22 protein-coding genes are annotated in these 25,348 nt (G+C 58.8%); 8 read left to right on the forward strand and 14 right to left on the reverse strand.

What is annotated here, in order from left to right:
• The first annotated feature begins 80 nt into the window (after window positions 1-80).
• The 6 genes from rpoD to BGP77_RS01995 all read left to right on the forward strand — a co-directional run bounded on the left by rpoD (window position 81) and on the right by BGP77_RS01995 (window position 8,923).
• Window positions 81-1,940 carry an RNA polymerase sigma factor RpoD gene (rpoD, locus tag BGP77_RS01970; protein WP_108163064.1) on the forward strand — a complete coding sequence of 620 codons (1,860 nt, stop codon included), beginning with the start codon at window positions 81-83 and terminating at the stop codon, window positions 1,938-1,940.
• Window positions 1,941-2,085: 145 nt separating this feature from the next.
• Entirely contained in the window at window positions 2,086-4,251 is a 2,166-nt protein-coding gene (locus BGP77_RS01975; RefSeq protein ID WP_108163065.1) for an ATP-binding protein, read from the forward strand.
• A complete protein-coding gene (locus BGP77_RS01980) occupies window positions 4,248-5,630 on the forward strand; it encodes a sigma-54 dependent transcriptional regulator (protein WP_108163066.1) in 1,383 nt (460 codons plus the stop codon). The genes BGP77_RS01975 and BGP77_RS01980 overlap by 4 nt, the downstream gene beginning before the upstream one ends.
• Window positions 5,631-5,817: 187 nt before the next feature.
• Entirely contained in the window at window positions 5,818-6,831 is a 1,014-nt protein-coding gene (locus BGP77_RS01985; protein ID WP_108163067.1) for a C4-dicarboxylate TRAP transporter substrate-binding protein, read from the forward strand.
• A gap of 66 nt (window positions 6,832-6,897) precedes the next feature.
• Window positions 6,898-7,530, forward strand: coding sequence for a TRAP transporter small permease subunit (locus tag BGP77_RS01990; protein ID WP_108163068.1), 633 nt, complete (start codon window positions 6,898-6,900; stop codon window positions 7,528-7,530).
• Complete coding sequence (locus BGP77_RS01995) at window positions 7,520-8,923, forward strand: TRAP transporter large permease (RefSeq protein ID WP_108163069.1); 1,404 nt, start codon at window positions 7,520-7,522, stop codon at window positions 8,921-8,923. Before BGP77_RS01990 ends, BGP77_RS01995 begins: the two co-directional genes overlap by 11 nt.
• Before the next feature lie 3 nt (window positions 8,924-8,926).
• Here the strand turns inward: BGP77_RS01995 and BGP77_RS02000 are convergent, their stop codons facing one another.
• The 4 genes from BGP77_RS02000 to fepB are packed head-to-tail and all read right to left on the reverse strand — an operon-like array spanning window position 8,927 to window position 12,786.
• Window positions 8,927-9,739: an ABC transporter ATP-binding protein gene (locus BGP77_RS02000; RefSeq protein WP_199224169.1), complete on the reverse strand. Its 813-nt coding sequence runs from the start codon at window positions 9,737-9,739 to the stop codon at window positions 8,927-8,929.
• Window positions 9,740-9,755: 16 nt separating this feature from the next.
• Window positions 9,756-10,817 (reverse strand): iron chelate uptake ABC transporter family permease subunit, encoded by a 1,062-nt coding sequence (locus BGP77_RS02005; RefSeq protein ID WP_108163070.1) that lies wholly within the window; start codon window positions 10,815-10,817, stop codon window positions 9,756-9,758.
• Window positions 10,814-11,845 carry an iron ABC transporter permease gene (locus BGP77_RS02010; RefSeq protein ID WP_108163071.1) on the reverse strand — a complete coding sequence of 344 codons (1,032 nt, stop codon included), beginning with the start codon at window positions 11,843-11,845 and terminating at the stop codon, window positions 10,814-10,816. Before BGP77_RS02010 ends, BGP77_RS02005 begins: the two co-directional genes overlap by 4 nt.
• Entirely contained in the window at window positions 11,845-12,786 is a 942-nt protein-coding gene (gene fepB / locus BGP77_RS02015) for a Fe2+-enterobactin ABC transporter substrate-binding protein (RefSeq protein ID WP_108163174.1), read from the reverse strand. Before fepB ends, BGP77_RS02010 begins: the two co-directional genes overlap by 1 nt.
• A 161-nt stretch (window positions 12,787-12,947) precedes the next feature.
• On the opposite strand from fepB, the gene BGP77_RS02020 reads away from it, so the two are divergent.
• Window positions 12,948-14,252, forward strand: a complete 1,305-nt coding sequence (locus BGP77_RS02020; protein ID WP_108163072.1) for an NtaA/DmoA family FMN-dependent monooxygenase — start codon at window positions 12,948-12,950, stop codon at window positions 14,250-14,252.
• Between the two features lie 231 nt (window positions 14,253-14,483).
• Window positions 14,484-15,041 carry a TMEM165/GDT1 family protein gene (locus BGP77_RS02025; protein WP_108163073.1) on the forward strand — a complete coding sequence of 186 codons (558 nt, stop codon included), beginning with the start codon at window positions 14,484-14,486 and terminating at the stop codon, window positions 15,039-15,041.
• A gap of 191 nt (window positions 15,042-15,232) precedes the next feature.
• Here the strand turns inward: BGP77_RS02025 and BGP77_RS02030 are convergent, their stop codons facing one another.
• From BGP77_RS02030 to BGP77_RS02075, 10 genes are all read right to left on the reverse strand, one after another.
• Complete coding sequence (locus BGP77_RS02030) at window positions 15,233-16,363, reverse strand: hypothetical protein (protein WP_108163074.1); 1,131 nt, start codon at window positions 16,361-16,363, stop codon at window positions 15,233-15,235.
• A complete protein-coding gene (locus BGP77_RS02035; protein ID WP_108163075.1) occupies window positions 16,342-17,424 on the reverse strand; it encodes a glycosyltransferase family 2 protein in 1,083 nt (360 codons plus the stop codon). Before BGP77_RS02035 ends, BGP77_RS02030 begins: the two co-directional genes overlap by 22 nt.
• A gap of 188 nt (window positions 17,425-17,612) precedes the next feature.
• Entirely contained in the window at window positions 17,613-18,878 is a 1,266-nt protein-coding gene (locus BGP77_RS02040; protein ID WP_108163076.1) for a D-amino acid dehydrogenase, read from the reverse strand.
• A gap of 12 nt (window positions 18,879-18,890) precedes the next feature.
• On the reverse strand, window positions 18,891-19,853 hold the full coding sequence (locus BGP77_RS02045) for an ornithine cyclodeaminase family protein (RefSeq protein ID WP_108163077.1): 963 nt from the start codon (window positions 19,851-19,853) through the stop codon (window positions 18,891-18,893).
• Window positions 19,854-19,856: 3 nt separating this feature from the next.
• The gene (locus tag BGP77_RS02050; protein ID WP_108163078.1) at window positions 19,857-20,210 is read right to left on the reverse strand and encodes a RidA family protein; all 354 of its coding nucleotides are present in this window, start codon (window positions 20,208-20,210) and stop codon (window positions 19,857-19,859) included.
• A gap of 33 nt (window positions 20,211-20,243) precedes the next feature.
• On the reverse strand, window positions 20,244-21,278 hold the full coding sequence (locus tag BGP77_RS02055) for a histone deacetylase family protein (RefSeq protein ID WP_108163079.1): 1,035 nt from the start codon (window positions 21,276-21,278) through the stop codon (window positions 20,244-20,246).
• A gap of 11 nt (window positions 21,279-21,289) precedes the next feature.
• Window positions 21,290-22,567: a TRAP transporter large permease gene (locus tag BGP77_RS02060; RefSeq protein WP_108163080.1), complete on the reverse strand. Its 1,278-nt coding sequence runs from the start codon at window positions 22,565-22,567 to the stop codon at window positions 21,290-21,292.
• Window positions 22,567-23,112: a TRAP transporter small permease gene (locus BGP77_RS02065; RefSeq protein WP_233252275.1), complete on the reverse strand. Its 546-nt coding sequence runs from the start codon at window positions 23,110-23,112 to the stop codon at window positions 22,567-22,569. Before BGP77_RS02065 ends, BGP77_RS02060 begins: the two co-directional genes overlap by 1 nt.
• Window positions 23,113-23,167: 55 nt before the next feature.
• Window positions 23,168-24,232, reverse strand: coding sequence for a TRAP transporter substrate-binding protein DctP (gene dctP, locus BGP77_RS02070; RefSeq protein WP_108163081.1), 1,065 nt, complete (start codon window positions 24,230-24,232; stop codon window positions 23,168-23,170).
• Window positions 24,233-24,360: 128 nt separating this feature from the next.
• Window positions 24,361-25,146, reverse strand: coding sequence for an AraC family transcriptional regulator (locus BGP77_RS02075; RefSeq protein WP_108163082.1), 786 nt, complete (start codon window positions 25,144-25,146; stop codon window positions 24,361-24,363).
• Between the last annotated feature and the right edge of the window lie 202 nt (window positions 25,147-25,348).

Below are 25,348 nucleotides of genomic sequence, written 5' to 3' on the forward strand. Positions count from 1 at the left end.
TTGGCTAACACCCTGAATTACGGTAAAATGTAGGGCTGTTTTGCGCCCGCCTGATCCACTACTGAACTGACAGGGTTTCTATGGCTGAAAAATCTCAGCAACAGTCACGCCTCAAAGAACTTATCGCCCGCGGTAAGGAACAGGGCTACCTGACTTACGCGGAAGTCAACGATCACCTGCCGGAGGAAATTAATTCCCCGGACCAGGTGGAAGACATCATTGCCATGATCAATGACATCGGCATCAGTGTATTTGAATCGGCGCCCGACGCCGAACAACTGCTGATGAACGATGAAAGCAGTACCGACGACGATGACGCCACCGAAGAAGCCGCTGCCGCTCTGGCTGCGGTGGAAACCGACACCGGTCGCACCACCGACCCGGTGCGCATGTACATGCGTGAAATGGGCACCGTTGAACTGCTGACGCGCGAGGGCGAAATTGTCATCGCCAAGCGCATCGAAGAAGGCACCCGTGAAGTCATGCAGGCCATGGCTTTCTATCCGGGTGTCATCGAAGACATTCTGCAGACCTACGAAGACAGCCAGACCGAAGAAGGTGGCCGTCTGTCCGACTTCCTCACCTCCTTCCAGGACCCGGACGATTCCGACCCGGAACCGGCGGCCGACTCACCGGACGCCATCGCTCCAGCTGACGTCAAAGATGACAGCAGCGACGATGACAACGATGACGACGACGATTCCGACAGTGATGACGACGAAAACGAAGGCGGTCCGGATCCGGAACTGGCGCGTGAGCGTTTCACCCTGCTGGCGGAACAGCTGAAAGACGCCACCAAGGCGATCGACAAGCATGGCCGCTACAGCCAGGAAGCCAACGACGCGCTGAGCGCCATGGGCATGACCTTCTCCTGCTTCAAACTGGCGCCGCGTCAGTTCGATGAATCGCTGGATAAGATCAAAGACGTGGTCGACACCATTCGCGTTCAGGAACGTAAGCTGCTGCAAATCTGTGTGCGTCAATTGAAGATGCCGCGCAAAGAGTTTGTCACTACCTTCGTGGGCAACGAAACCGACGAACAGTGGCTCAACAACCTGCTCGAAGACAGCCGTTTCGCCGAAGAAGCTTTCAAATACGAAGTCGAACTGCGTCGTGCTCAGCGCAAGCTGCGCAATGTCCAAAAGCAGAGCGGCATCACCCTGGCTGAAATCAAGGACATCCACCGTCGTATTTCCATTGGCGAAGCGCGTGCGCGCCGGGCCAAGAAAGAAATGGTGGAAGCCAACCTGCGTCTGGTGATTTCCATCGCCAAGAAGTACACCAACCGCGGTTTGCAGTTCCTCGACCTGATCCAGGAAGGCAACATCGGCCTGATGAAAGCCGTCGACAAGTTCGAATACCGTCGCGGCTACAAGTTCTCGACCTACGCCACCTGGTGGATTCGCCAGGCCATTACCCGCTCCATTGCGGACCAGGCGCGCACCATCCGTATTCCGGTGCACATGATCGAGACCATCAATAAGCTGAACCGCATTTCCCGCCAGATGTTGCAGGAAATGGGTCGCGAGCCGACGCCGGATGAATTGGCGGAACGCATGGAAATGCCGGAAGACAAGATCCGCAAGGTGCTGAAAATTTCCAAAGAGCCGATCTCTCTGGAAACACCGATTGGCGACGATGAAGACAGCTCACTGGGCGACTTTATCGAAGACAACACCATGGAAATGCCGATCGACTCGGCCACCGTCACAGGCCTGCGCGAAGCCACGCGTGAAGTGCTGTCCGGCCTGACCGCGCGCGAAGCCAAGGTGCTGCGCATGCGTTTCGGCATCGACATGAATACCGACCACACTCTCGAGGAAGTCGGTAAGCAGTTCGATGTCACCCGTGAGCGGATTCGTCAGATCGAAGCCAAGGCACTGCGCAAGCTGCGTCATCCGACGCGCAGCGACCATCTGCGTTCCTTCCTCGACGAGTAAGTTCGCAGTCAGTGCAAAAAACCGGCCCCAGGGCCGGTTTTTTTTATGGCCGTTCCAAACTGTCCGTGGCCGGGGTGAATCGGGTACCATCGGTGCTCGGCAGATCAAACTGCCCCCTGAATAAAACCCATAAAGAACAACAACAATGACTCTGCCGGCTTCTTCCTCCGAGCGTTTATCCCGTCATCTGACGCTGCCTCGCCTGCCGTTCTGGCTCGCCAGCGCCTTTATTCTGGCGATGCTGCTGCTGTTGCTCAGCGACCGCTGGCTGATGCGTCAGCAGCTGCAACAAAGCGCCGACGACGCCCTGCAACGCCTCGGTGCATACCGAACGTCGCTGCAGGCAACCATCGACCGACACCTCTATCTGCCGCGCATTCTCGCCTCGGACCCCCGTATTGTGCGGGCGTTGCGCAACCAGCCATTGGCCGACCCGCTGGATGAACACTTGCAAACCTCCGACCTGCTCGCCGAGATCAACCGCCAGGCCGGATCGGATCAGATTTATCTGATGGACACCCAGGGCCTGACTCACTGGTCCAGCAACCACCGCACACCCACCAGTTTTGTCGGCAATAACTACGGTTATCGCCCTTACTTCCGCCAAGCCATCAGCGGCCAGACCGGTTTCTATTTTGCTGTCGGCGCCACCTCCGGCAAACCCGGTTTGTTTTTGTCAGCGCCGGTGTCCGATTCCGGCGATCAGTTGGTGGGCGTTGTGGTGGTCAAGATCGACCTGGAACCGCTGGAACAGTCGTGGGCAGAATCGGGCGACGCCGTCTGGGTGACCGACCGTGAAGGCATTATTTTTCTGTCGTCATCACCGCGCTGGCATTACCGAGCGACGCGCCCGCTGTCTGACGAGCATCGCATCCGTCTGGCACAAACCCGGCAATACGGCACCGAACCCGTTCAACCCCTGACCGAAGTGGAAGATACCAGCCTGGCCAGCTGGGCGGTGTTCGACCTGGCCGATGCCGGGCGTCAAGTTGCCTTCGCCGCCGATCTGGCCAACTTTCCCTGGCAAATGCACCTGCGTCTGCCGCTGGCCAGCATTCAACATCAAGTCCGGCTGAAACAGTTTCTGGCGTTGCTGTTATGCGCCGCTGCCGCCGGTGGTGCGCTCTATTACCGCGAACGCCATCGCCGCTCCGCTGCTCAGCAAGCGCTGGTACGCCTGACCGCTGAACGCGAACATCACCAACGCGCCATCATCCAAAACAGTGACGCTGGCCTGCTCAACCTCGACACTCGCTTCGAAGTTCTGTTCGTCAACGAACCCGCACGCCAGTTTTTTCACTTAGACGATGACGAATCCGCGCTGCGACCAGAGCAACTGATCCAGCCCTGGCAACCCGAGATGGCTGGCCATGGCCCGTGTCGCGCTGAAGGGATTCGCCGCGATGGCAGCCGTTTTCCGCTGCTCTACACCCTCAATCCGATTCGCTTTGAACAGCACGACGAATACATTCTGACGGTGCAGGACATCACCGAGCTCACCGCCGCCCAGCAAGCCTTGCAGGACGCCAACGCCGAACTGGAAGCCCGCGTCGAGGCGCGCACTCACGATCTGCAACAAGCCCAGGCAGCGCTGGCACAGAATCAAAAACTGGCGGCGCTGGGACGGATGTCGGCGGCCATTGCACACGAAATCAACCAGCCCATTACCGCGCTGGGCAATTACACCGCCTCCAGCCGGTTGCTGTTACAGCGCGGCCGCCATGAGGATGTTGATGGCAATCTGGGGCGCATTGAAGGCCTGGTCGACCGCTTGTCGCGCTTGTCGCGTCAGCTGCGTGTCTTCGCCGGTAAGCGTAACAGCGGCAGCGCACCGGTCTCCATCCAGGCACCGGTGCTCTATGCGCTGGATGTGCTGGCCGCACGGTTTGACGACAGCGCCGTCCATTGTGAGCTGGACATCGATCCTCAGTGGCGCGTTCAGGCAAACGCCATGGCGCTGGAGCAGATTCTGGTTAACCTCCTGGCCAACGCCCTCGATGCCTTGCGCGACCACAACGACGGCCGCGTTCACATTCAACTGCAGCACACCGACAACCACGACTGGCCCTTGCAACTGAGCATTCAGGACAACGGCCCAGGGCTCGATAATGACAGCCAGGGCCGGGTCTTCGAACCGTTCTACTCCACCAAAGACAGCGGCGATGGTCTCGGCCTGGGTTTGGCCATCAGCTACAGTCTGGCGCAGGATCTGGGCGCCGACCTGAGCGTGCACAGTGAACTGGGTGTCGGCACCCGTTTTGTGCTCGCCTTTCCTGCCACCAGCCTGATCGACCCGGAGCACCTGTCATGAGCGAAACCTTACGCACTGTCATTATCGATGACGATCCGGCGGTGCTCGAATCGCTGGAGCAGTGGTTATCGCTGGCCAATATCCAGGTCGATACTTTCAGCGACGCCCGCGAGGCACTGCCGCTGCTGAGCGCCGATTTCGACGGTGTGGTGGTCAGCGACATCAAGATGCCGGGCATGGATGGCATGAGTCTGCTCAAGGCGGTCGATCCGACCATTCCGGTGATTCTGATCACCGGTCACGGCGGCGTGGCCCAGGCGGTGGAAGCGATGAAACTTGGCGCTTACGACTTTCTGGAAAAGCCCTATAAACCGGAGCGACTGGTCGATTTAGTCGAGCGCGCAGGCGAACAACGCCGTGTAACGCTGGCCACTCGGCCACAACAAACGCCGGCCGACGACAACGCCCTGACTCACACCCTGATCGGCCAGTCCGACAGCATCGTCACACTGCGCCGCCAGATCACCGCCCTGGCGCAGGTCAATGCCGACATCATCATCAGCGGCGAAACCGGCACCGGCAAAGAACTGGTGGCGCGCAGCCTGCATCAACTCAGCGCGCGCCGTGACCAGCCGTTTATTGCCGTCAACGTGGCAGCGGTGCCGGAGAATCTGTTGGAAAGCGAACTCTTCGGTCACGAAGCCGGCGCTTTTACCGGCGCGACGCAAAAACGCCCCGGCATTTTCGAAGCGGCCAACGAAGGCACGCTGTTCCTCGATGAAATTGAAAGCATGCCCATGGCGTTTCAAATTAAATTGCTGCGGGTGCTGCAGGAACGCGAAGTCACGCCCGTGGGCGCGCGCAAAGCCAAGCCGTTGAACATCCGCGTATTGTCTGCGACCAAGGAAGACTTACGCCTGGCCGCCAACGACGGACGCTTTCGCGAAGACCTCTACTACCGCTTGATGGTGGCCGACATTCAACTACCACCGCTGCGCGAACGCCGCGCCGATATTCCGCTGTTGTTTGGGCATTTTCTGCATCAGGCTGCGACGGCAAACCATCTGGACGAACCGACCCTTGATTACGACGACCTGGTCGCTCTTGAATTGCACGACTGGCCCGGCAACGTGCGCGAACTCAAACACACCGCCGAACGCTTCTTGCTGACGCGCGCCTTTAATCAGGTGTCGGTGCAGGAACTGCTGCAACTGGGCTCTTCCAACCGGGCCGATACCTGGCGCGCTGAAGGCTCGCTGAGTGAACGCCTGGAACAGGTGGAAAAAGCGCTGATCAGCGCGGAGTTGAGTCATCACAAGGGCAACATCAAAACGGTGATGGATGTGCTCGACCTGCCCCGGCGTACGCTGAACCAAAAGATGCAGAAATACGGTCTGAAACGCGACGACTTTGTCGACAGCGCCAAAGCCGCGGACTGATCAGCAAAAATCCGCCGATGAGCGCCACCCCCATCGGCGGATTTTTGCGCATCTTGCGCCCCGACCGCCCGCTAACGCCTGTATAACGCGCACACCCTCCATGGCACACCCCTTGCTCTAGTGGTTCTGGCTCAGCCCGGACAGCGATTAACCGCTGTCTACAACAACAAAAAAACAGGAGCACACTATGTCTCTCGCAACGCGTCGGTCAGCGCTCGCCGCTGCCCTTTCAGTTTCCATCGTCGCCGGTACCGCCCAAGCCGCCACCCAGTGGGATGTCTCACTCTGGGGTCAGCGCCGTGCGTTCACCGAGCACGTGGAAAAAATCGCCGAGCTGGTCGAGGCCAAGACCAATGGCGATTTCACCCTGAACCTGTCTTACGGCGGTCTGTCCAACAACCGCGAAAACCTGGACGGTATTTCCTTTGGTGCCTTCCAGATGGCGCAATTCTGCGCCGGCTATCATCCGGACAAAAACCCATCCATCACCGTGCTGGAACTGCCATTTCTCGGCGTGAATTCGCTGGAACAGGAAGTCGAAGTATCCATGGCGGTTTACAACCACCCCGCAGTGCAGGCTGACCTGGCGCGTTGGAACGCGACCTTGCTGATGCCGTCGCCGCTGCCGCAGTACAACATCGTCGGTGAAGGTAACGCGCCATCGAGCCTCGACGACTTTGACGGCCTGCGCGTACGCGCCACTGGTGGCATCGGGGCCGCCATGGAGGCCGTCGGTGCAGTGCCGACGTCAATGTCGGCCACCGAAGTGCGCCAGGCGATGGATTCAGGGGTGATTTCCGCAGCGTCGTTCGCGCCACACGCTCATATGTCATTTGGCACCGTTGCCGCCGCTGACTGGTGGACCACCAACCTGAACCCCGGCACCGTGAACTGCCCGGTCGTCGTCAACACCGACGCCCTGAACAGTCTCAGCGAGGCCAACCGCGATGCGCTGCTCAGCAGCGTCGATGAAGCGCTGGATTACTACATCGGGTTCTACAATGAACAGACGATGTCGCGCTGGTGGCCGACACTCGAAGAGTACGACATTGAGCAAGTCACCTTCTCCGATGCGGCCCTGAACAACTTCCGCGAACAGGTTGCAGGCCCGGCTGCCGATGCCTGGATCGAGGAAATGAACGGTCGTGGTCTGCCGGCGGAAGAGCTGTATCAACTGGTGATCGACACTCTCGAAAACTGAGCCACGGCTTAGTCACTTCGTTATCCCGGGGCCATCCGGCCCCGCCTTATTCGTTAGGAGATTCGCATGGCCGGTTCCTCAACCGTCTTGACCGATGCGTCTTTGCTCAGCCGGATGGATCGGCTGTTTTACCGTCTGGAGACGGCGCTGACGCTGGTCGGCGGCGCCGTCATTCTGGCGCTGGTGTTTGTGGCCGTCGCCAACGTGCTCGGCCGCTGGCTGTTTAATATGCCGCTGCGCGGTTACATCGATTGGGTCGAGCAGCTGATGGCGGTGTTCGCCTTTTTCGGCATTGCCTATTGCCAGCGTCTGGGCGGTCACATCCGCATGGATTTGGTCATCGGCGCGCTCAAAGGTCGTCGCCTGTGGCTGGCCGAATTCACCTCGGTGCTGCTGATGTTGGCCATCTCCATCATCCTGGCTTACGGCAGTTATCTGCATTTTCTGCGCGCCTACACCAACGGCGATTCGTCCATCGACATCGGTCTGCCTACCTGGCCTGCCAAGTTGGTGGTGCCGGTCATGCTGACGTTGCTGTCACTGCGGTTGCTGTTGCAACTTTGGGGTTATGCCCGCGCTTTGCGCACCGGCAGTGACAAACCCGTGGCCGTGCCGCTGATCGAAGACGCCGCGACGGTCGCGCAGCGTGAAGCCGAATCCTTGGAAGGTCTGGTTAAGGAGAACGACGATGATCGCTGATTTCTTTACCAGCCAAGACTCTCTGTCCATCGGGCTTTATGTGTCCGGCTTTTTACTGTTGATGGTCATCATCGGCGTACGTGTTGCCTTTGCTGCGGCCATTGCCGGTTTTCTCGGTTTGCTGTGGATTTTCTCCGCACGCATGGGGTTCGAGCGCGGCTTTCTGGTCGCATTGCAAATGGCCGGTACCATTCCTCACGCCAAGGCGACGACGTTGTCGTTGTCGTTGATTCCGGCTTTTATTCTGATCGGTTATCTGGCGTATCACGCCGGTATGACGCGCACCTTATTTGAAGCGGCCAAGCGCTGGGTGGGCTGGCTGCCCGGCGGACTGGGTGTGGCAACGGTCTTCGCCACGGCCGGTTTTGCGGCGGTCTCCGGTGCCTCGGTAGCGACCTCCGCGGTATTTGCGCGCATCGCCATCCCCGAGATGCTCAAAGAAGGTTACGACAAACGCTTTGCCGCAGGCGTGGTTGCCGCCGGTGGTACGCTGGCGTCCTTGATTCCGCCGTCGGCAATTCTGGTGATCTACGCCATCATCGTCGAACAGGACGTGGGCACGCTGCTGATGGCGGGCTTTATTCCTGGTGCGGTCTCGGCGGTCATCTATGGCGCGCTGGTGATTTTTCTGGCGCTGACCCGGCCGAACTTTGGTCCACCGACCCGGCGTTACAGTGTGAAGGAAAGACTGGAAAGCCTGCCTGGCGCGTTTCCGATTTTCTTCGTCGTCTTCATCATTATTTTCTGCATCTACGGTGGCGTCGGTACGCCGACCGAAGCCGGTTCACTGGGTGCCTTTGTGGTGCTGTTGTTCGCGCTCTGGCGCGGCATGAAAGCGCGCGAACTGGGCAGTGCCCTGGTTGAATCCGCCAAGCTCACGGTGATGATTTTTACCATCATCTGGGGCGTGCTGATTTACGTGCGCTTTCTCGGTTTTGCCAGCCTGCCCGATGCCTTTGCCGACTGGATTTCCAGTTTGGAACACAGCCCGATGCTGACGCTGATCATGATTCTTTGCGCCTACGCGGTGCTGGGCATGTTTATGGACGCCATCGGCATGTTATTGCTCACCTTGCCCGTGGTCTTCCCGGCGGTCATGGCACTGAACGGCGGTGCGGATGTGGCCGCCGCCGACTCCGCCTTTGGGCTTTCGGGCACCGCCTGCGCGGTCTGGTTCGGCATCATCGTGGTGAAGATGGCGGAGCTGTGTCTGATCACGCCGCCGATTGGTCTGAACTGCTTCGTGGTGGCCGGGGTGCGCAAAGACATCAGCGTTCAGGACGTGTTCCGTGGCGTGACACCATTTTTCGTGGCCGATGTCATTACCATCGCCGTGTTACTGGCGTTCCCGAGCATCGTTATCTGGCTGCCGTCTTTAGTGACCAATCTTTAACGACTAGCCGGCCCGGCCACGCGGTATGACCATGGGTGTACCGCTGACCGGGTCGTCGATGATCAGGCAATCCAGACCGAACACCTCGGCCACGAGTTGTTCGGTCATCAACTCACGCGGTGCGCCTTCGGCGACGATGCGACCCTCACGCATGGCGATCAGATGGTCGGCATAACGACAGGCCTGATTCAGATCGTGCAACACCGCCACCAGGGTATGGCCGTTAAGGCGATTCAATTCGCGCAATAAATCCAGCACTTCCAATTGATGCGCCAGGTCCAGATAGGTGGTCGGTTCGTCGAGCAACAACAACGGTGTTTGTTGCGCCAACACCATGGCAATCCAGACGCGCTGACGTTGCCCGCCCGACAGCTGGTCGACTTCGCGATCGGCCAACTCCAGCACATCGGTTAAGCGCATGGCTTCGGCCACGGCTGCGTGATCCTGTGCGCTCCACTGACGCAACAGTTGCTGATGCGGATAGCGTCCACGAGCTACCAGATCGACCACGCGCAAGCCGTCCGGCGCCTGAGCGCCTTGCGGCAATAAACCCAGCTCGCGCGCCAGTGCCTTGGTGGGCAAGCGATTCATATCAGCGCCATCGAGCAACACCTGGCCTTGCTGCGGTTTCAGCAATCGGCCCAGACTGCGCAACAAGGTCGATTTGCCACAGCCGTTGGGTCCGACGATGACGCTGAACCGTCCATCCGGCACGGTCAGGTTCAACTGTTCACTGACCTGGCGACCGTCATAACCCAGGGTGACGTTTTGGGCTTGCAAGCGACCTTGCGCCTGCGTCGATTGAGTAATCGTCACAACAACTCCTTGGCAATTACAGCCGACGCGCTCGCGCCAGCAACACAATCAGATAAACGCCACCGACAATGCCGGTTACCCGTCCAATCGGCAGCGTCAGATTAAAGGGCAACAGTCGGGTCAGCACATCACCCACCAGCATTAAGGTGGCGCCCATCAAGGCTGAATTCATCACCGCCAGGCCAGTGTACGGCACCAGACGACGCACCAATTGCGGCGCGGCCAGCGCAACAAAGGCAATCGGCCCTGCCGCGCCGGTGGCCAATGCCGCCAGCACCACGGCGTAGAACAACAGCGCCCGGCGCTGGCGCTCAACACTGACACCCAGCTGAGCAGCTGCATCATCGCCCATTTCCATCAGCGCCAAAGCCCGCGCGCCGACGATGCACAGCGGCACCAACACCACCACCCCGAGCGCCACAGGAATTGCCTGTTGCCAGGTACGGGCGTCGAGCGAGCCGGCCAGCCACAGGTTGGCCGCGACGGCATCGTCGAGATCGCCTTTCACCAGCATCAGGTTGTTCAACGCCGCCAGCACCGCGCCAACGCCGATGCCGGTCAGAATCAAGCGGTAACCACCGGCCTGCCCTCCGCGGACCGATAAGCCGTACACCACTATCGCCGTCAGCACACCACCGGCCACTGCCGCAACAGCCACCGACAGAGCACCGCCACCAAACAAAACAATCTGCGCAATGGCGCCGGTCGCCGAACCGGTGGTAAAACCGATCACATCGGGCGAACCCAAGGCGTTACGGGAAATCGATTGAAAGACAGCACCGGACGCCCCCAACGCAGCGCCCACAAAAAGTGCGGTCACCGCGCGCGGCAGTCGAATGTTCAGCACGATGTGGTGATACAGCGGATTCTCAGCGCGACCACCGAGAATGGCCAACAGCTCAGCCAGACCAATATCCAGCGTGCCCATCACCAGGCTTGCCAACATCGCCAGCATCAACACCAGCGATAACGCCACGGCGACCACCAGCGCGGGCAACGACACCCGCAACGACCAGTGCCGCCAGCGCCACAAACGGGTAGCGAACGGCAGTTCCGGTAAATCAGCGATCGGTTTCATAGCTGCACCAACCGCCAACGGCGCACCAAAACGACAAAGAAGGGCCCGCCGAGCAGCGCCACCATAATGCCAACGCCAATTTCACCGGGATAGCCAATGACGCGGCCAAGCACATCGGCCATCACCACCAAGAGGGCCGCGATGACCAGAGCATAAGGCAACAACCAACGATGCTCCGGGCCGACGATAAAACGCGCCAGATGTGGCGCCGTCAGCCCGATAAAGCTGATCGGCCCGGCGGCGGCGGTTGCCGCACCGGCCAGCACCACAATCGCCAGCGCGGCCAGCGAACGCACCAGCACCGGGTGCACGCCCAGTGAGCGCCCCAGGTCTTCGCCCAGCGCCACCGTATCGAGTGCCCGCGCCAGCGTCAGCGACAGCGCCAAACCCAGCACCACCAGCAGCGTGATCGGCAGCAACACCGATTGCCCACGCCCTTGCAGTGAGCCGACCGCCCAGTGCCGGAAACGGTCGAACACCTGGACGTCGGAATTAAGAGTGATCAAATGGGTAATCGCCAACAGCACCACGGTGATGGCCGCGCCCGCCAGCACCACCCGCACCGGATTCAAACCACCGCCAACGCCACCCAGGCGATAGACCGCCAGCGCGGCCAGCGCGGCGCCGATCAAACCAAAGCTGGTGTAGGCCGACACCGAATCAACTCCGAAAAAAGCAATCGCAGCCACGATGGCCGTGGTGGCACCGGCATTGACGCCGAACAGACCCGGGTCGGCCAGTGGGTTACGCGTCAGCCCCTGCATCAACGCACCGGCGACACCCAGAGCAGCACCGACCACCAACGCCAACAAAGTGCGCGGCACGCGCAGATGATGCACTAACAAATGAGCGCTGTTGGAGGGGTCGTAAGCGAGCAACGCATCCAGCGTCACCGCCACCGGGATCGGCCGGCTGCCGATAAACAGGCTGGCCAGCGCCGCCAGTGCAGTGAGTAACACCAGAGCCACCAAACCCCACAGTCGCCGGGGCGATCGCTCAAGGGTGACGGTCGACGCGCCAACCGACATCAACGCTCAGCCTGGCCAAACTGCTCAACCAGACCGTCCACCACTTTGCGGGCGCTGTAATAATCGATGCGAAACGAATGAATGCCCAGACCATAGACCTGACCGGCCTGAACCGATGGCAGATTGGCCAGCACCGGATCGTTCAAAAAATCTTCGGCGCGGTCCGCTTCGGCGCGAATCAAAAAGCTCGCCGGTGCGGTCAGTTGTGTTAAGTGCTCGTACTGCGCCCAGACAAAATCGTTACTGTCCCGATTGCTGCGGCTGTGCCAGTCGGGATCCGGTGCTTCAATTTCAAACCCCAAGGCGTGTAACAACCGCGCCTGAGGTGCCTCAACCGTGGCAATGGGATTGGACATGCCCGGGCCGTTATAGCTGATGAGATTGGCGGTCGTGGCTGGCAAGTTCATCTGTTCACGGCTGCGCGCCACATAGGCATCGAAACCGTCTATTCGTTGTTCGACTTGAGCCTCCAGACCGGTTGCTTCGCCCAGACGGCGCGCCAGGCTTTGCCAGGTTTGATCGCCGTAATCGAGCACGATCACCGGCGCAATCGCCTCCAGTTGTGCTTTGTTTTCCAGCGCGGAATCACCGCCATTACGCGACACCACAATCAAATCCGGCGCTACCGCATAAGCCGCTTCCAGATCCAAACGACCCGCCGGCCACAACGCTTGCAGGTGGCGTTCTTCGGCCACGTCGGCCCACTGACCGAAAAAATCACCGTTGGGTGTCGTGGCGCTGGCGATCATCGGCGCATCGATCGCCAGTAAGGTGCCGCTGATGGTGACCGAGGTCGACAGAATGCGCTCAGGCGCTTGGGCAATGACCGTCGTGGAGCCATCGGCATTGATAAATTCACGCGGCCATCCTGCCGTATCGGCCTGGCCAACGAGAGGCGCCAGCGCACCGAATAACACACACAAGCGGGCAATCATGTTCATAAAACAACCTTGTCGAAAAAATGACCTGAAACGGACCGATCCACCGTGCGACTGACACGGCGCAACCTGGAATGCGAATTTAAATGATAACATTTCCGTTTATCAATTGACGCTTTTCGACAGCAGCGTTCCAACGACTCAGCCAGCACAGGAGCTTCCCGATGACCACCACCCGACACCTGCATGTCGGTTTGTCCCTTGCCGCCACCTGGCTCAGCGGCAGCGCCTGGCGACGCGCCGACAGTCAGGTTGAAGGGCTGTTTGGCAGCGACTTCTATATCGATGTGGCCCGGCGCGCCGAAGCCGCCAAACTGGATTTTTTGTTCCGTCCCGACACCCTCTTCCTCGACCCGGCAATGACCGCAACCGGCCCGGGTTTCAGCAGCCTCGACCCGAGCATTCTGATTGCCAGCCTGGCGCGCGAAACGCAGCGTATTGGGCTGGTGACGACCGCTTCCACCACCTTTTATCCGCCTTACGTGGTGGCGCGCCAACTGCAGTCTCTGAACTGGCTCAGCGGCGGTCGCATCGGTTGGAACGTAGTGACCTCCCTCGACGGCCAACGCAATTTCGGGCTCAACGACATGCCGCCCGCCGAGCAACGCTACGCTCAGGCCGAAGAGTTTACTGCGGTAGTGCGTCAACTCTGGAACAGCTATCCGGCCGAAGCGCTGCGGTTTGATCGTGCCAGCGGCCAGTTTGCCGACCGCCAGCGCATACAGCCGATCAATCATCACGGCGACTATTGTCAGGTCGAAGGGCCGTTAAATACTCCGGCCGCCGGTGCTTCTATCCCGCTGTTTCAGGCCGGCGCGTCGGACATTGGCCGCCAGTTCGCAGCGCGCATCGCCGACGCCACCTTCGCCGCCACACCCGACATCGACGCGGGTATTGAGTTGCGTAACGACCTGCGCGCCCGCGCCCTGGCGCAGGGACGGTCAGCCGATTCGGTGCGCGTCATGCCCGGTTTTAGCTGCTATCTGGCCGACACCCGTGACCAGGCGCGTGAGCTGTTTCAGGCCACCCACGCCGACACCGAACGCGCCCGCCTGCTCGCCAAAGCCGAAGGGCTACTGGACATGGAATTGAGCGGCCTGGCAGACGACCAACCCATCACCCTGGCCATGCTGCCGACACCGCCACACAGGGTGCGCAGCCGGACACACACCGAACTGGTTTATCGATTGATTGAGCGCGAATCGCCAACGCTGGATGAGCTGATTCGCCGCCCTGAAGTGATGGGGTCGGCACACTGGCTGGTGGTGGGAACCCCGGACGATGCGGTAACGGAAATCGTTGAGCGTTTCGAAGCCGGCGCAGCGGACGGCATCATCGCCCTGCCCGGCGGCAGCAACGAATCGTTGAACCGTTTTCTCGATCAGGTGGTGCCAGCGCTGGTCGAGCGCGGCCTGTTCCGCAGCGACTACAGTGGGTCCACGCTGGCGGATCATCTGGGCATGAACTGAGTCTTGCCTCGCGTCAATCGAGTCACTAAACTGCTCGCCGTCTTGGGGGAGTAATCGGCCGGTATTGTTCCATCCCCACCGGCGCGGCGGTCAACATAATTGAGCCACAGCTCATGGTCGTCGCAACCAGCCTCCCGGCTGGCTTGATGAGACCTAAGGCAAACGAGGCGGAACCGGGCGGGACTGCCTGGTTTGCCTTATCGGTTTTCATCCCGCCCCTAAGGACCGTTCTTGGACGCACTACTGAGCTCAACCCTGGTCGTTACCCTTGCCGAAATCGGCGACAAAACCCAACTGCTGACACTGCTGTTGATCACGCGTTTTCGCGCGCGTAGCGCTATTACCCTGGGCATTCTGGTCGCCACCCTGATCAACCATGGCATCTCGGCCTGGCTTGGCGACTGGCTGGTTGGCTGGATTCCGGCCGACTGGGGGCCTTGGCTGATCGGACTGAGTTTTATCGCTGTCGGCCTGTGGATTCTGATTCCCGATAAAGACGACACCGATACCGGCAGCGTCGAACGCTGGGGACCTTTCCTGGCAACCCTGGTGTTATTTTTCCTGGCCGAAATCGGCGACAAGACACAGATCGCGACCGTTATTCTGGCGGCGCAATATCAGTCCATTTTCTGGGTCACACTGGGCACCACCGCCGGCATGCTGGCCGCCAACTTACCGGTAATTTTTGCGGGTAACTGGGTAATGCAACGGCTACCGGTACGCGCCGCTCATCTGTTCGCCTGTGCGCTCTTTATCGGCTTTGGGGTGTGGACGCTGGTGTCGTTCTGACAGCGGCAGCCGCCAGAACTCAACCGGGTCATTCCGATCGAGTTCTGGCGGCAAGGCGTTCCTTCCGAACCTGCTCTACCTCGTTTTCCACCCATGCCTGATAGACAGGGTCCGGCGTCGCCACGAGGATGCGCCAACCCAGCCACAGATAAAAAGTCGCCAATATGACAACGGCCATACAGCGCAAAAAATTAGTATCTAAATACCGCACTAGGCACAAACCACGCTAGAGCTAAGATCGCGATCCACAAGCCGCTGGCCGCAAAGTATATCGGCCAGAGGCGGTGTAGACGATAAAAGACAAAATAGAGCGCCACCAGAAACGGCGGCTGCCAAAAAACAAAACGCGGCATCGACGTCAGGCCGGTCATCAATGGCAAAAAAAGGGCCGGAATCATAAACAGTGCCAGAGCGTATTGCCGACAATAAATCAGCACCATAATTGAGATCATTCCCAGCACCGCCGTCAGCGAGTAATAACCGGATTCAAAACCGCGAAAGCCATCAATAAGAACGCTGAACGGATTTTGCAGCGTGCGTCTCCAGAATATCTGTACCGACTTAAAGGCCAGCGGATCACCAATCTGTTGATCCAGAAACATCATAAATAGCGCCAGTCCCAAGGGTATCAACATCAGTCCCAGCAGCCAGTTCAGATTGCGGCGACTCAACCACTGTTGCTTATCCCGACGCTGCCAAGCCAGCAACAAATAGGGCAACGCAAAAAACACCCCCACCACCCGAGTGGCTGACAGTAAGGCCCCTATTGCACCCGACCACCAGTAACCGCGCTGCAAGGCAATAAATGACAGCGTCAACAGCAGAAAATACAACGACTCGGTATAGCCGGCGTGCATATAAATAACGAAAGGATTCAGCGCAACCAAGGCGCCAGCCCACTGCGGCTGTACATCGGGATGATAGTGCCTAAGCAGTTTGATAAAGGCGTAAATATTTCCCAGCAGAAACAACTTACCCAACAGTATCAGCGCCGTTTCAGCACTGATCGGCAGCACAGTTACCAAGCCGCGCGCCAGCATCGGCAACAACGGAAAAAACGCCCAGTTTGCGTAGCGGAGCAAGTTGGTATCGGTGCTGCCGTCGGCGTAGCCGCCCGAGGCAAGATCGGCATACCACAGACAATCTGACAGACAGAAACCGGAAAAACTGGGCAGTTCAATGGGCAGAAAACCCGAGCCAATCAACACAACAGAATAGACCAGTACATTGCTTGCCATGAACAACAGCAGCGCAATTCCCAGGTCACTGCCAGGCCATACCTGCTGGCCCAACTTTGATGTTATACGCGACACCAAACCCATAATCTCGACGCCTGATAGTTCCAAAAAAAGCCCGCAATAATGCCAGAGAAACTGGCCAGCCACCATTGGGCATCATGCGAAAACAGAAACACCGACACCAGATAACTCAGACCGGCCCCCATGGAGCAGACCAGGCCATAAGACAACAGCGCTTTGACATAACGCCGATGCCGACGCGGATGATTCGCGAACGTCAGCCAATCATTGAGGTGAAAATTGCCGAGCATCGCGATAACAATCGCAACAGCCTGAGACAATCGGAAATCCATAGCCAATACCTGGAACAGCAACCACAACACACTCAGGTGTACGGCCACACCCATGGCGCCGACAAGAGCATAGAGACAGATGGCAAAAGGAAAGCGTTCGCCAAAGCGATGCTTGAACAAAAATTCGAGTAACTGGAGCGCCACACGACTGTCGAGTTTGCTCTCGCCCGCAACCCGGGAACGAAACACGTAAGGCACTTCGGCAATACGAGTGTGTCGCGGCGCTCTGGCCACCAGTTCGAGCAGAATTTTAAAACCGTCACTGCCGACTTGCTCAATGTGCCGACGCGCAAATTCTCCGCGCATGAGGAAAAAGCCGCTCATCGGATCACTCAATGAATGACGAATAAAGAGTCGGCTGATAAAGGTGGCTGACCGGCTGACCAGCAAACGCAGCCGGGACCAATTCGAAACACCCCCGGTACCACTGTATCGACTGGCGACCACCACATCGTGCTGCGCGGCTTGCGCCAACAAGTCCGGCAGAATGCGTTCGTCGTGCTGCAAGTCGGCGTCCATGATCGCCACGCACTCGCCGCGCGCCGCCATCACGCCTTCTTTACAGGCAGAATTCAGGCCACGCTGCCCTTGCCGACTGATGTAGCGAATGCGCTCATCACGCTCTGCCAGTTCCTGAATCGCCGCCAGCGTGCCATCGGGTGAGTCGTCATCGACAAAGATGACTTCCCAGCGGTACTCGGACAGCGTCTGGCGCAAGCGCTGCACCAAGACCGGGACGTTCTCAACTTCGTTATAAGTGGGCACAACCAGGGAGAGCTGAACAGCGGGCACACAATCACCGTATACGTTTAGGCAATTTCAAAGCGCGAAAGGACACCATTAAGCTACCTTAAAAGCAAGTGCCGCTGTTCAGTCTGTTACCAAAATGTCGATTAATTCGCGACTTAACCGTCATTTATTTTGAATAAAACCCAATTGGTATTTCTTAGATATACCAATCAGCACAACCCAGCGACCGATTAACGACCCACCTGAAAGCCCTTCACATAGTCGGGCAAGGCATCGCCGTCCATCAGCCGGGCCACCCATTGGGCGGACCCGGCGGACAAGGTCCAGCCGAAGGTGCCGTGTCCGGTATTAAAGAAAAGATTGGGTAGACGACCGTCTGGGCTGGCGCCGAGCAGCGGCGGTCCGTCGGGTGTCATGGGTCGGAAACCGGCCCAGGCTTGCTCTACCTGGCCCGCGGTGGCGCCGGGAAAACGACTGTGCAGCGCCTGTTGCAGCACCTCAAACCGCGCGGGCGGCAAGTGCCGATCAAGACCCGCCAATTCCACAAAGCCACTGACGCGAACGCGATCACCCAGGCGGGTGCAGACCACCTTGTAACGATCATCGAGCACTGTCGAGCGCGGCCCGTGCTGAGCGTCAATCAGGGGCAGTGTCATGGAATACCCCTTAACCGGATAGATCGGCGCGGCCAGGCCCACCGACCGCGCCAGCACCCGGCTGGCAAAACCAGCACACAGTGCCACCGCATCGGTGGACAGCCGTTCGTTGGAGTCGAGCAGCACCGACGTCACCCGGTTGTTCTCAACGCCCAGCTCCGTCACCGCCTGGTTGTATCGGAAGGTCACACCGGCCGCGGCGGCCGCAGCGGCCAGCGACTGAGTGAATTGATGACAATCGCCCGTGCCGTCAGTGGAAAGACGCAGGCCACCCGCCAGCGGCGCGTCATTCGCCAGCGCCGGTTCATAACGTCGCACACCTTCGGCGTCGAGCAGTTCGTGCTCAATGCCCAACCGCGTCAGCATGGCGGTATCGCCACCGAGGCGCTCACGTTCCTGGTGTGTGCTCGCCAACTCCAGCACCCCTTCGTGCTCGCCATCGAACACTAAGGCCTCACCCAGCTGATCCTGCAATTCCAGAAACCGTAACCGGCTGTCTTCAGCCAACCGCAACATCGCCTCACGATTGGCATCGAAGCGACCGGGCGTCACGGCATTTTTGAGGGTCCGCAACAAAAAGGCGATGGTTTCCGGGCTCGGCGGCAACGCCAGTTTGAACGCACCGCGCTTGCTGAATAACGTGCGCAGCGCCAGCGTCATCAGTGCCGGTGAGGCCCAGGGATAAACCGCCCCGTAAGAACGCTGGGCGGCGTTCGCACGGCTGGTTTCCAAACCGGATTCACTCAGGGCTTCAATCACGGTGACGTCGTGGCCACGCTGACACAGTTCCCAGGCCAGGGTTACGCCGGTAACTCCGGCGCCAATCACAACTACCTTCATCTTAATGCCTGTTCAATTGGCCGCTTTAACCTGCTGCCAGACTTCGATCGCGGCGGCCAAATCTTCCAGCGAAGCGCCCACCGATTTAAAGACCGTAATGGCCTCGTCATGGCCGCGTCCCGGATGCTGCTCGCGTGTGAGTTCCGCCAAGTCGGCGCGGACATCGGCAAACACAAAATCACTTTCGCGTTGCGCAAAATGCAAGTCGCCCGCCTCACCCTGCGCACCGGCGTAGGTATCGACAAAGACCTCGCGGCCAGCAATGCAGGCGGCATCGGTTTCACGCATCGACTGACGAAACGCACCGACCAGATCAAGGTGAGTACCCGCTTGCAGCCAATCGCCATGCACCAGCGGTTCGGTCGACAAGGTGGCGCAACTGACCAGCGATGCCTCACTCACGGCGCTCGCCAGATTCTCGGTTGCTTCAACCGACTCAAACGCCTGTAAGCCACCGCGGTAATGACGGTATTCATCGGCCAGGGCGTTGGCCTTATCAACATTGCGCCCCCAGATGCGCACGCGCCGAATCGGGCGCACCGCCGCGTGGGCTTCAATCAGCATCGGCGCTAATCGGCCGGTGCCTACCACCACCAGACTGTCAGCCGACTCGCGCGCCAGATAACGCGCGGCCAACGCCGAAGCTGCTGCGGTACGACGACGCGTCAGTTCGCTGCCGTCCATACAGGCCAATGGCTGACCGGTGTCGCCATCGCACAGCAGATACAAACCGGAAATGGCTGGCAGACCGCGATCGGAATTTTGGGGAAAAACATTCACCATTTTCATGCCGATATACCCATCCGGCTCCCAGGCGGGCATCAGCAACATGGTCGCCTCACCGTCGGGGCGGTCGATGGCGTGGTGATGACGCGGTGGCGCTTCAATGCCCTGACGAAAGGTGGTGTCCAACCGGTCCACCAACGCCGCCCAGGGCAAAGCCGTCGCCACGGCCTGCGACGACAGAATATCCATGCCTTACTCCTTAGCGGCAGCGGTCACCATGATTTCGACCAGCCATTCAGGCTTGGCCAATTTAGCTTCTACGCAGGCGCGAACCGGCGGACGACCCGGCGCCACCCAGGCATCCCAGGCGGCGTTCATGGCGTCGAAATTGGCCATATCGGTGACCCAGATGGTGGCCGCTAACAGGTGCGATTTATCCGAACCGGCTTCGGCCAGAAGGGCGTCAATTTGCTCCAGAATCTGCTGTGTTTGCCCGGCGGTGTCAGCGCTCGAATCGGCAGCGACCTGCCCGGCCAGATAGAGGGTGCCGTTGTGGACTGTGACTTGGCACATGCGGGCGCCCGGCTTGTGATATTGAATGCTCATGGTGTTTCCTTATGGATCGTTACATTAAAAAAGTCAGCCATTCAGGCCGGTTAAAAAAGCACTCAGGTTGGCGCCCAGTGCGGGCGTCGGATAGCCGCCCTCCTGAACCACCACCATCGGCTGTGTCAGTTGCGCCAGGCGTTTGCCGACGCGGGTAAAGTCTGCCGTGGTTAAGCTCATGCCCGCCAACGGATCATCCTGATGGGCGTCCAGTCCCAGCGCGATAACCACCGCTTCGGCATTAAATTTTCCGAAGCCGTCGAGCAGGGTTTCCAGTCCAGCCATAAAGGCATCGCCGTCGGCACCAACCGGCAATGGCACATTCCGATTAAAACCTTCACCCGCGCCTTCACCGGTTTCAGCGGCGGTGCCCCAGAAAAACGGATAAAAGCCATCCGGGTCGGCGTGAACCGAACCGGTCCAGACATCGTTGCGCGCATAAAAAATGTCCTGCGTGCCGTTACCGTGATGCAGATCGACATCGACAATCGCCACACGCGCAAAGCGTTCACGCAACACCGATGCTGCCAGCGCGGCATTGTTTAAAAAACAGAAACCACCGGCACGTTCCGGCCCGGCATGATGACCCGGCGGACGACACAAGGCATAGCTGCGTTGGGATGCATCCAGCAACACGGCCTCAGCGGCGCGTTCAGCCGTCGCGGCGCTGGCGACAATGCCGTCATAGCTGGTCGGCCCTAACGGACACGCCATATCGTGCAGATGCCAACCGGCCTGGCCGACCGGATGGCTCGGGTAATGCTGAGCAGAAGACGTCGGATGAACGTTCGGAGCCACACGCTGTGGCGCGCCGGGCAGTTCACCCCAACGCTGCTGGATGGTTTTCAAAAACGTCAGATAACGCGGCTGATGCACCAAGGCCAAACGTTGCGCCAATGCCGCCGACCCTTGACCATCGAGTTGCTCAACCGCAAGGCCGGCGTCGTCGAGTGCGGCCAGTAACACATCGGCGCGTGTACTTTGCTCGGGCGACGGCGCCGGTTCGCCACGCAATAAAAAGGTATCGGGCGAGTGGTCCGCCTGGCGCGGGGAATAAAAGCACTGCATCTTAGACTCCATTAATCCAGCAGGGACGGTATCCAGGTCGACAACAACGGAAACTGCGCCAGCAACACGATGACCACCAGAAACGCCAGATAAAACGGCCAGCTGGCCACAATAGCGCGCTCGTACGGCACCTTGGCGATGCGCGCTGCCGTCATTAATGTCATGCCCACCGGCGGCGTCGCATTGGCAACGTTCAGAGTAACAATCATGACGATGGCAAAATGCAGCGGATCAAACCCCAGCCGTACCATGGCCGGTACAATGACCGGTGCAACCACCACCAGAGCAGGCAACACATCCATCACCGTGCCCAGCAAAATCAATAACACACAGACCAGCAAAATCTGAATGATGGCCACATCAGAAATGGCGGTGATAATTTCGGCGGCGTCGCGCGCAATACCCGAACGGGTTACAAACCAACTGAGCACGGCCGAAGTCGCCAACAGGAAAAACACCACGCCGGATAAACGCACCGTGGTCACCAAAGATTCCAGCACCTTGCGCCAGGTCAGATTGCGGTACAGCAGAAAACCAATCGCCAAGGCATAGACGGTGGCAAAACCGGACGCTTCGGTAATGGTCGTAGCGCCCGTCAAAATACCGCCGAGAATAATCACCGGCACAAATAAGGCGGGCAGCGCGGTCAAAAACGCAATCAACGCTACCTTAATCGACTGCCCCGGCTGCCGCGGATAACCGCGTTTAAAGGACAACACCAGACTGGTGCCGAGCAAAACCGCCGCCATCAACACGCCGGGAATAATGCCGCCGGCAAACAAATCGATAACGGAAATATCGCGCAGCATGGAGGCGTACACCACCATCACCACGCTGGGTGGAATGATCGGTCCGATGATGGATGAACAGGCGGTAATGGCCGCCGCGTAATCGGCGTCATAACCCTGCTTTTTCATCTCCGGAATCATGATCTTGCCAATGGCCACGGTATCGGTAATCGCCGCACCGGTAAGCCCGGCAAAGAATAAGGAAACCGTCACATTGACGTGCGATAACGCACCACGCACGCGACCGAGCAAGGCGTTATTGAAGGCAATGAGTTTGCGCGTCAAACCGCCCTGGTTCATTAACTCGGCGGTGAAAATAAAATATGGCACCGCAATCAGCATGTAACCGGACACGCCGGAAAACATCCGATCGGCGACAATGCCAATCATGCGTTCGCCACCGAGCATAAACGAACCGGCCATACCGGAGACGGCCATCACAATCGCCACCGGTGCACCGATTAATAAAATCAACACAAAAACTATCAGCGCGACCGCCATCACACGCCCTCCTGTTCGGCATCATCCAACGCAGAATCAATCAGTTCGTCTTCATCGAGATAATGCTCGAGCAGCGAAAAGCCCTGCGCCAGATGCAAGAGGATGATCACACCGGTAATCGGCACGGCGATGGTGGTGAATTTGTACGACACCTGAATGCTGTCGGAGACCATATAAATCTGCCGGGCGCTACTGAAAAAGTCCCAGCCATACACAACAAGCGCCAGGCCAAACAACGCCAGAATCGCCATCGATAAACCCGCAGCAATGCGCACGCCCCAGTCGGGCAACACGCGCATCAACAGCGTCATGGCAACGTGCTCACCCGAATGCAGCGCCACGGTGGACGACAGCAAACCGATCCAGGGCAAAAACAATCGCGCCAATGAATAGGTCCAGCTCAGCGCGCCGCCCGTGAACAGGGTGTAGAGAAAACCGGTAAAGGATATGGCGAGCATCGCCAGCACACAGAAAATGCACACCGCGATGGCGGCGGTATTAACGCCATCGCTCAACGCCCGCGCTCCTGTTAGAAAGCGCTTCATCACAGACTCCAGAAGTTGACCGACGCGGTTCTTGAGCGTCGGTCAACGGTCAGTTTCAGTTGCCGTAGCGGGCGTAGTCTTGCGCTTCCAGTTCGCTGCCGATGCGTTCGACTTCAGCCCACAGATCGTCGATCAGGCTTTCGTCCAGACCAAAGTCGTTAACGATCCAGTCCTTCCAGGCCGGACGCGCAATCTCGGCCATGCGCTGGCGTTCGCTGGTCGGCATCAGGTAGCACTCTTCAAATACCTCGCAGGATTTTTCCCAGCTGGCGGTGGCAAAGGCACCGGATGCACCATGGCTCAAAGTCACCGCTTCACGCGCGGCTTCAATGATCACCTGCTGATAGTCTTGCGGCAGTTCCTGATACCAGCTTTCGCTGACCACCCAACTGGCGCTGTTATACACATGGCCGGTCAGCGTGGTGTAGTCGGTCACTTCGTTGAAGTTAAAGGTGGTGTTGAGCACCGGTGCGTTGAACTGACCATCGGCCAGACCGGTTTCCAACGCGGTGATCAATTCGCCCCAGGGCAGCGGTGTCGCCGAGGCGCCGAGCGCATTCATCATCGCAACGTGGGCGGGGTTTTCTTCAACGCGAATGTTGAGGCCTTCCAAATCATCGACGGTGCGAATCAGGCGTTCGTTGTTGGTAAAGGCCACAAAGCCGCCGCCGTCATCGAAGGTACCGAGGTAACGCATATCGGCGTCGTCGATGGCGCCGCTCATAAAGTCGGCAAACCATTCACCGTCGAAAAACGCCCAGGCCTGACGCCAGTCTTCAAACATAAAGGGCGTGGTGACCGCCTGATATTTTGGATAAAACGACGACATCGCACCGGACGTCAAAATGGTCGATTGCAACGCCCGGCCACCGGCCTGCACCTGCGAACCGGTTTCCACTTCCGAACCCAGCTGGCCGCCGCCGAAGATGACGACTTCGACCTCACCTTCGGTGCGGGTTTCGACCTGGTTCTTAAAATGCACCAAGGCCGGGTAGATGGCGTTGTTGTTCAGGTTTTCCGGAATCAAGGTGGCAATGGCCATTTCGTATTCCGCGGCTTCGGCAACGCCGAACGCCAGGCCGGCGGTTATCGCCAGCGCCGTTGTCTGCTTGCTGATCATGGGTCTCTCCCTTTTTTAAGCGATTATTTTTTGTTTGGTTTATGGAGCCGCTGTGATCGCGTTAATTCGACTCTAAGGGAGAGCGGTGTGAGGTGCTTGCCCGAGGCTCAGGCAAATTTGCCCGAAACTCAGGTACGCAATTCAGAAGGCGCGCAACCGAAACGACGCCGGCAGGCTCGGCTGAAACTGCCCTGGTCTCGAAAACCCACTTCGGCGGCTATGGTGCCGATCGGCCAGTCGGTTTCACGAAGCAACCAACGCGCCCGTTGCAGGCGACGCTGTTGAACAAACGCCATAGGTGTCTGACCGGTCTGGGCGCGAAACGCCTGATGAAAATAGCCAGGGCTGAGACAGCACAAGGCCGCCAGGTCATCGACTTTAATGTCATTGGCCAGATGCGCTTCAACGTAAGCCACCAACTGGTTCATGCTCGACGTCGACAATCGACTGTGCACCGAGGGCGCTTCTACCGCAGCAGGCCGACGGGTCGGCAGCGATTGATCGTAAAGCCCCAAATAAAGCGTGCGCAGAATCAGCGCCGAAATTTCATCGTGCAGCCCTGGCGTGACGCTGGCTTGCTGCGCCAGAGTAGCGCCCATCTGTTTCAGCGCGCCGGGCACGCGATAAAAGGTGGGTTGTTCAAACAGGCGCTGAGCGTCGTCACTGCGCGTGAGTTTGCCCAGCGCCGCGACCGGCAGATCCATCACCAGAGTGGTGTTGCGACCGTCGCCCAGATAATCGTGGTGATAGCCCGACGGGATCAAACACCCCATATCGCCAGTGATGCGATTGCCCCGACCTTCAATGCTCAGCTCTGTGTTCCCCGACGTTGCCAGAATCAGCTGATGGTGATCGTGCGAGTGCGATACCCATTGCTGCGTCAAGGTACAGGTTTGCAATTGGACGATGGCCATGATGAACACCTGAGAATTTAGGTTTCAATGGACGGTCGTTTGGGGTTGACGAACGGCGTCCGTTTGAATCTATCCCAACGCGTTCGCGCACAAAAATCAACCAGCCAGATTCAGCCCCCCTTTATGCGGCCAATTGCAGGCAAGCGAACACTCACCTGAAAACTATATATTGACAGCATCTTTGTTAGAGACCACCATATCT

The sequence above is a fragment of the Saccharospirillum sp. MSK14-1 genome (assembly GCF_003054965.1).
GTDB lineage: Bacteria > Pseudomonadota > Gammaproteobacteria > Pseudomonadales > Natronospirillaceae > Saccharospirillum.

Bases quoted from the DNA above. Each gene is read 5' to 3' on its own strand.
- rpoD (WP_108163064.1), top strand. From the start codon at position 81: ATGGCTGAAAAATCTCAGCAACAGTCACGCCTCAAAGAACTTATCGCC.
- BGP77_RS01975 (WP_108163065.1), top strand. From the start codon at position 2,086: ATGACTCTGCCGGCTTCTTCCTCCGAGCGTTTATCCCGTCATCTGACG.
- BGP77_RS01980 (WP_108163066.1), top strand. From the start codon at position 4,248: ATGAGCGAAACCTTACGCACTGTCATTATCGATGACGATCCGGCGGTG.
- BGP77_RS01985 (WP_108163067.1), top strand. From the start codon at position 5,818: ATGTCTCTCGCAACGCGTCGGTCAGCGCTCGCCGCTGCCCTTTCAGTT.
- BGP77_RS01990 (WP_108163068.1), top strand. From the start codon at position 6,898: ATGGCCGGTTCCTCAACCGTCTTGACCGATGCGTCTTTGCTCAGCCGG.
- BGP77_RS01995 (WP_108163069.1), top strand. From the start codon at position 7,520: ATGATCGCTGATTTCTTTACCAGCCAAGACTCTCTGTCCATCGGGCTT.
- BGP77_RS02005 (WP_108163070.1), bottom strand. From the start codon at position 10,817: ATGAAACCGATCGCTGATTTACCGGAACTGCCGTTCGCTACCCGTTTG.
- BGP77_RS02010 (WP_108163071.1), bottom strand. From the start codon at position 11,845: ATGTCGGTTGGCGCGTCGACCGTCACCCTTGAGCGATCGCCCCGGCGA.
- fepB (WP_108163174.1), bottom strand. From the start codon at position 12,786: ATGAACATGATTGCCCGCTTGTGTGTGTTATTCGGTGCGCTGGCGCCT.
- BGP77_RS02020 (WP_108163072.1), top strand. From the start codon at position 12,948: ATGACCACCACCCGACACCTGCATGTCGGTTTGTCCCTTGCCGCCACC.
- BGP77_RS02030 (WP_108163074.1), bottom strand. From the start codon at position 16,363: ATGGGTTTGGTGTCGCGTATAACATCAAAGTTGGGCCAGCAGGTATGG.
- BGP77_RS02040 (WP_108163076.1), bottom strand. From the start codon at position 18,878: ATGAAGGTAGTTGTGATTGGCGCCGGAGTTACCGGCGTAACCCTGGCC.
- BGP77_RS02045 (WP_108163077.1), bottom strand. From the start codon at position 19,853: ATGGATATTCTGTCGTCGCAGGCCGTGGCGACGGCTTTGCCCTGGGCG.
- BGP77_RS02050 (WP_108163078.1), bottom strand. From the start codon at position 20,210: ATGAGCATTCAATATCACAAGCCGGGCGCCCGCATGTGCCAAGTCACA.
- BGP77_RS02055 (WP_108163079.1), bottom strand. From the start codon at position 21,278: ATGCAGTGCTTTTATTCCCCGCGCCAGGCGGACCACTCGCCCGATACC.
- BGP77_RS02060 (WP_108163080.1), bottom strand. From the start codon at position 22,567: ATGGCGGTCGCGCTGATAGTTTTTGTGTTGATTTTATTAATCGGTGCA.
- BGP77_RS02065 (WP_233252275.1), bottom strand. From the start codon at position 23,112: ATGAAGCGCTTTCTAACAGGAGCGCGGGCGTTGAGCGATGGCGTTAAT.
- dctP (WP_108163081.1), bottom strand. From the start codon at position 24,232: ATGATCAGCAAGCAGACAACGGCGCTGGCGATAACCGCCGGCCTGGCG.
- BGP77_RS02075 (WP_108163082.1), bottom strand. From the start codon at position 25,146: ATGGCCATCGTCCAATTGCAAACCTGTACCTTGACGCAGCAATGGGTA.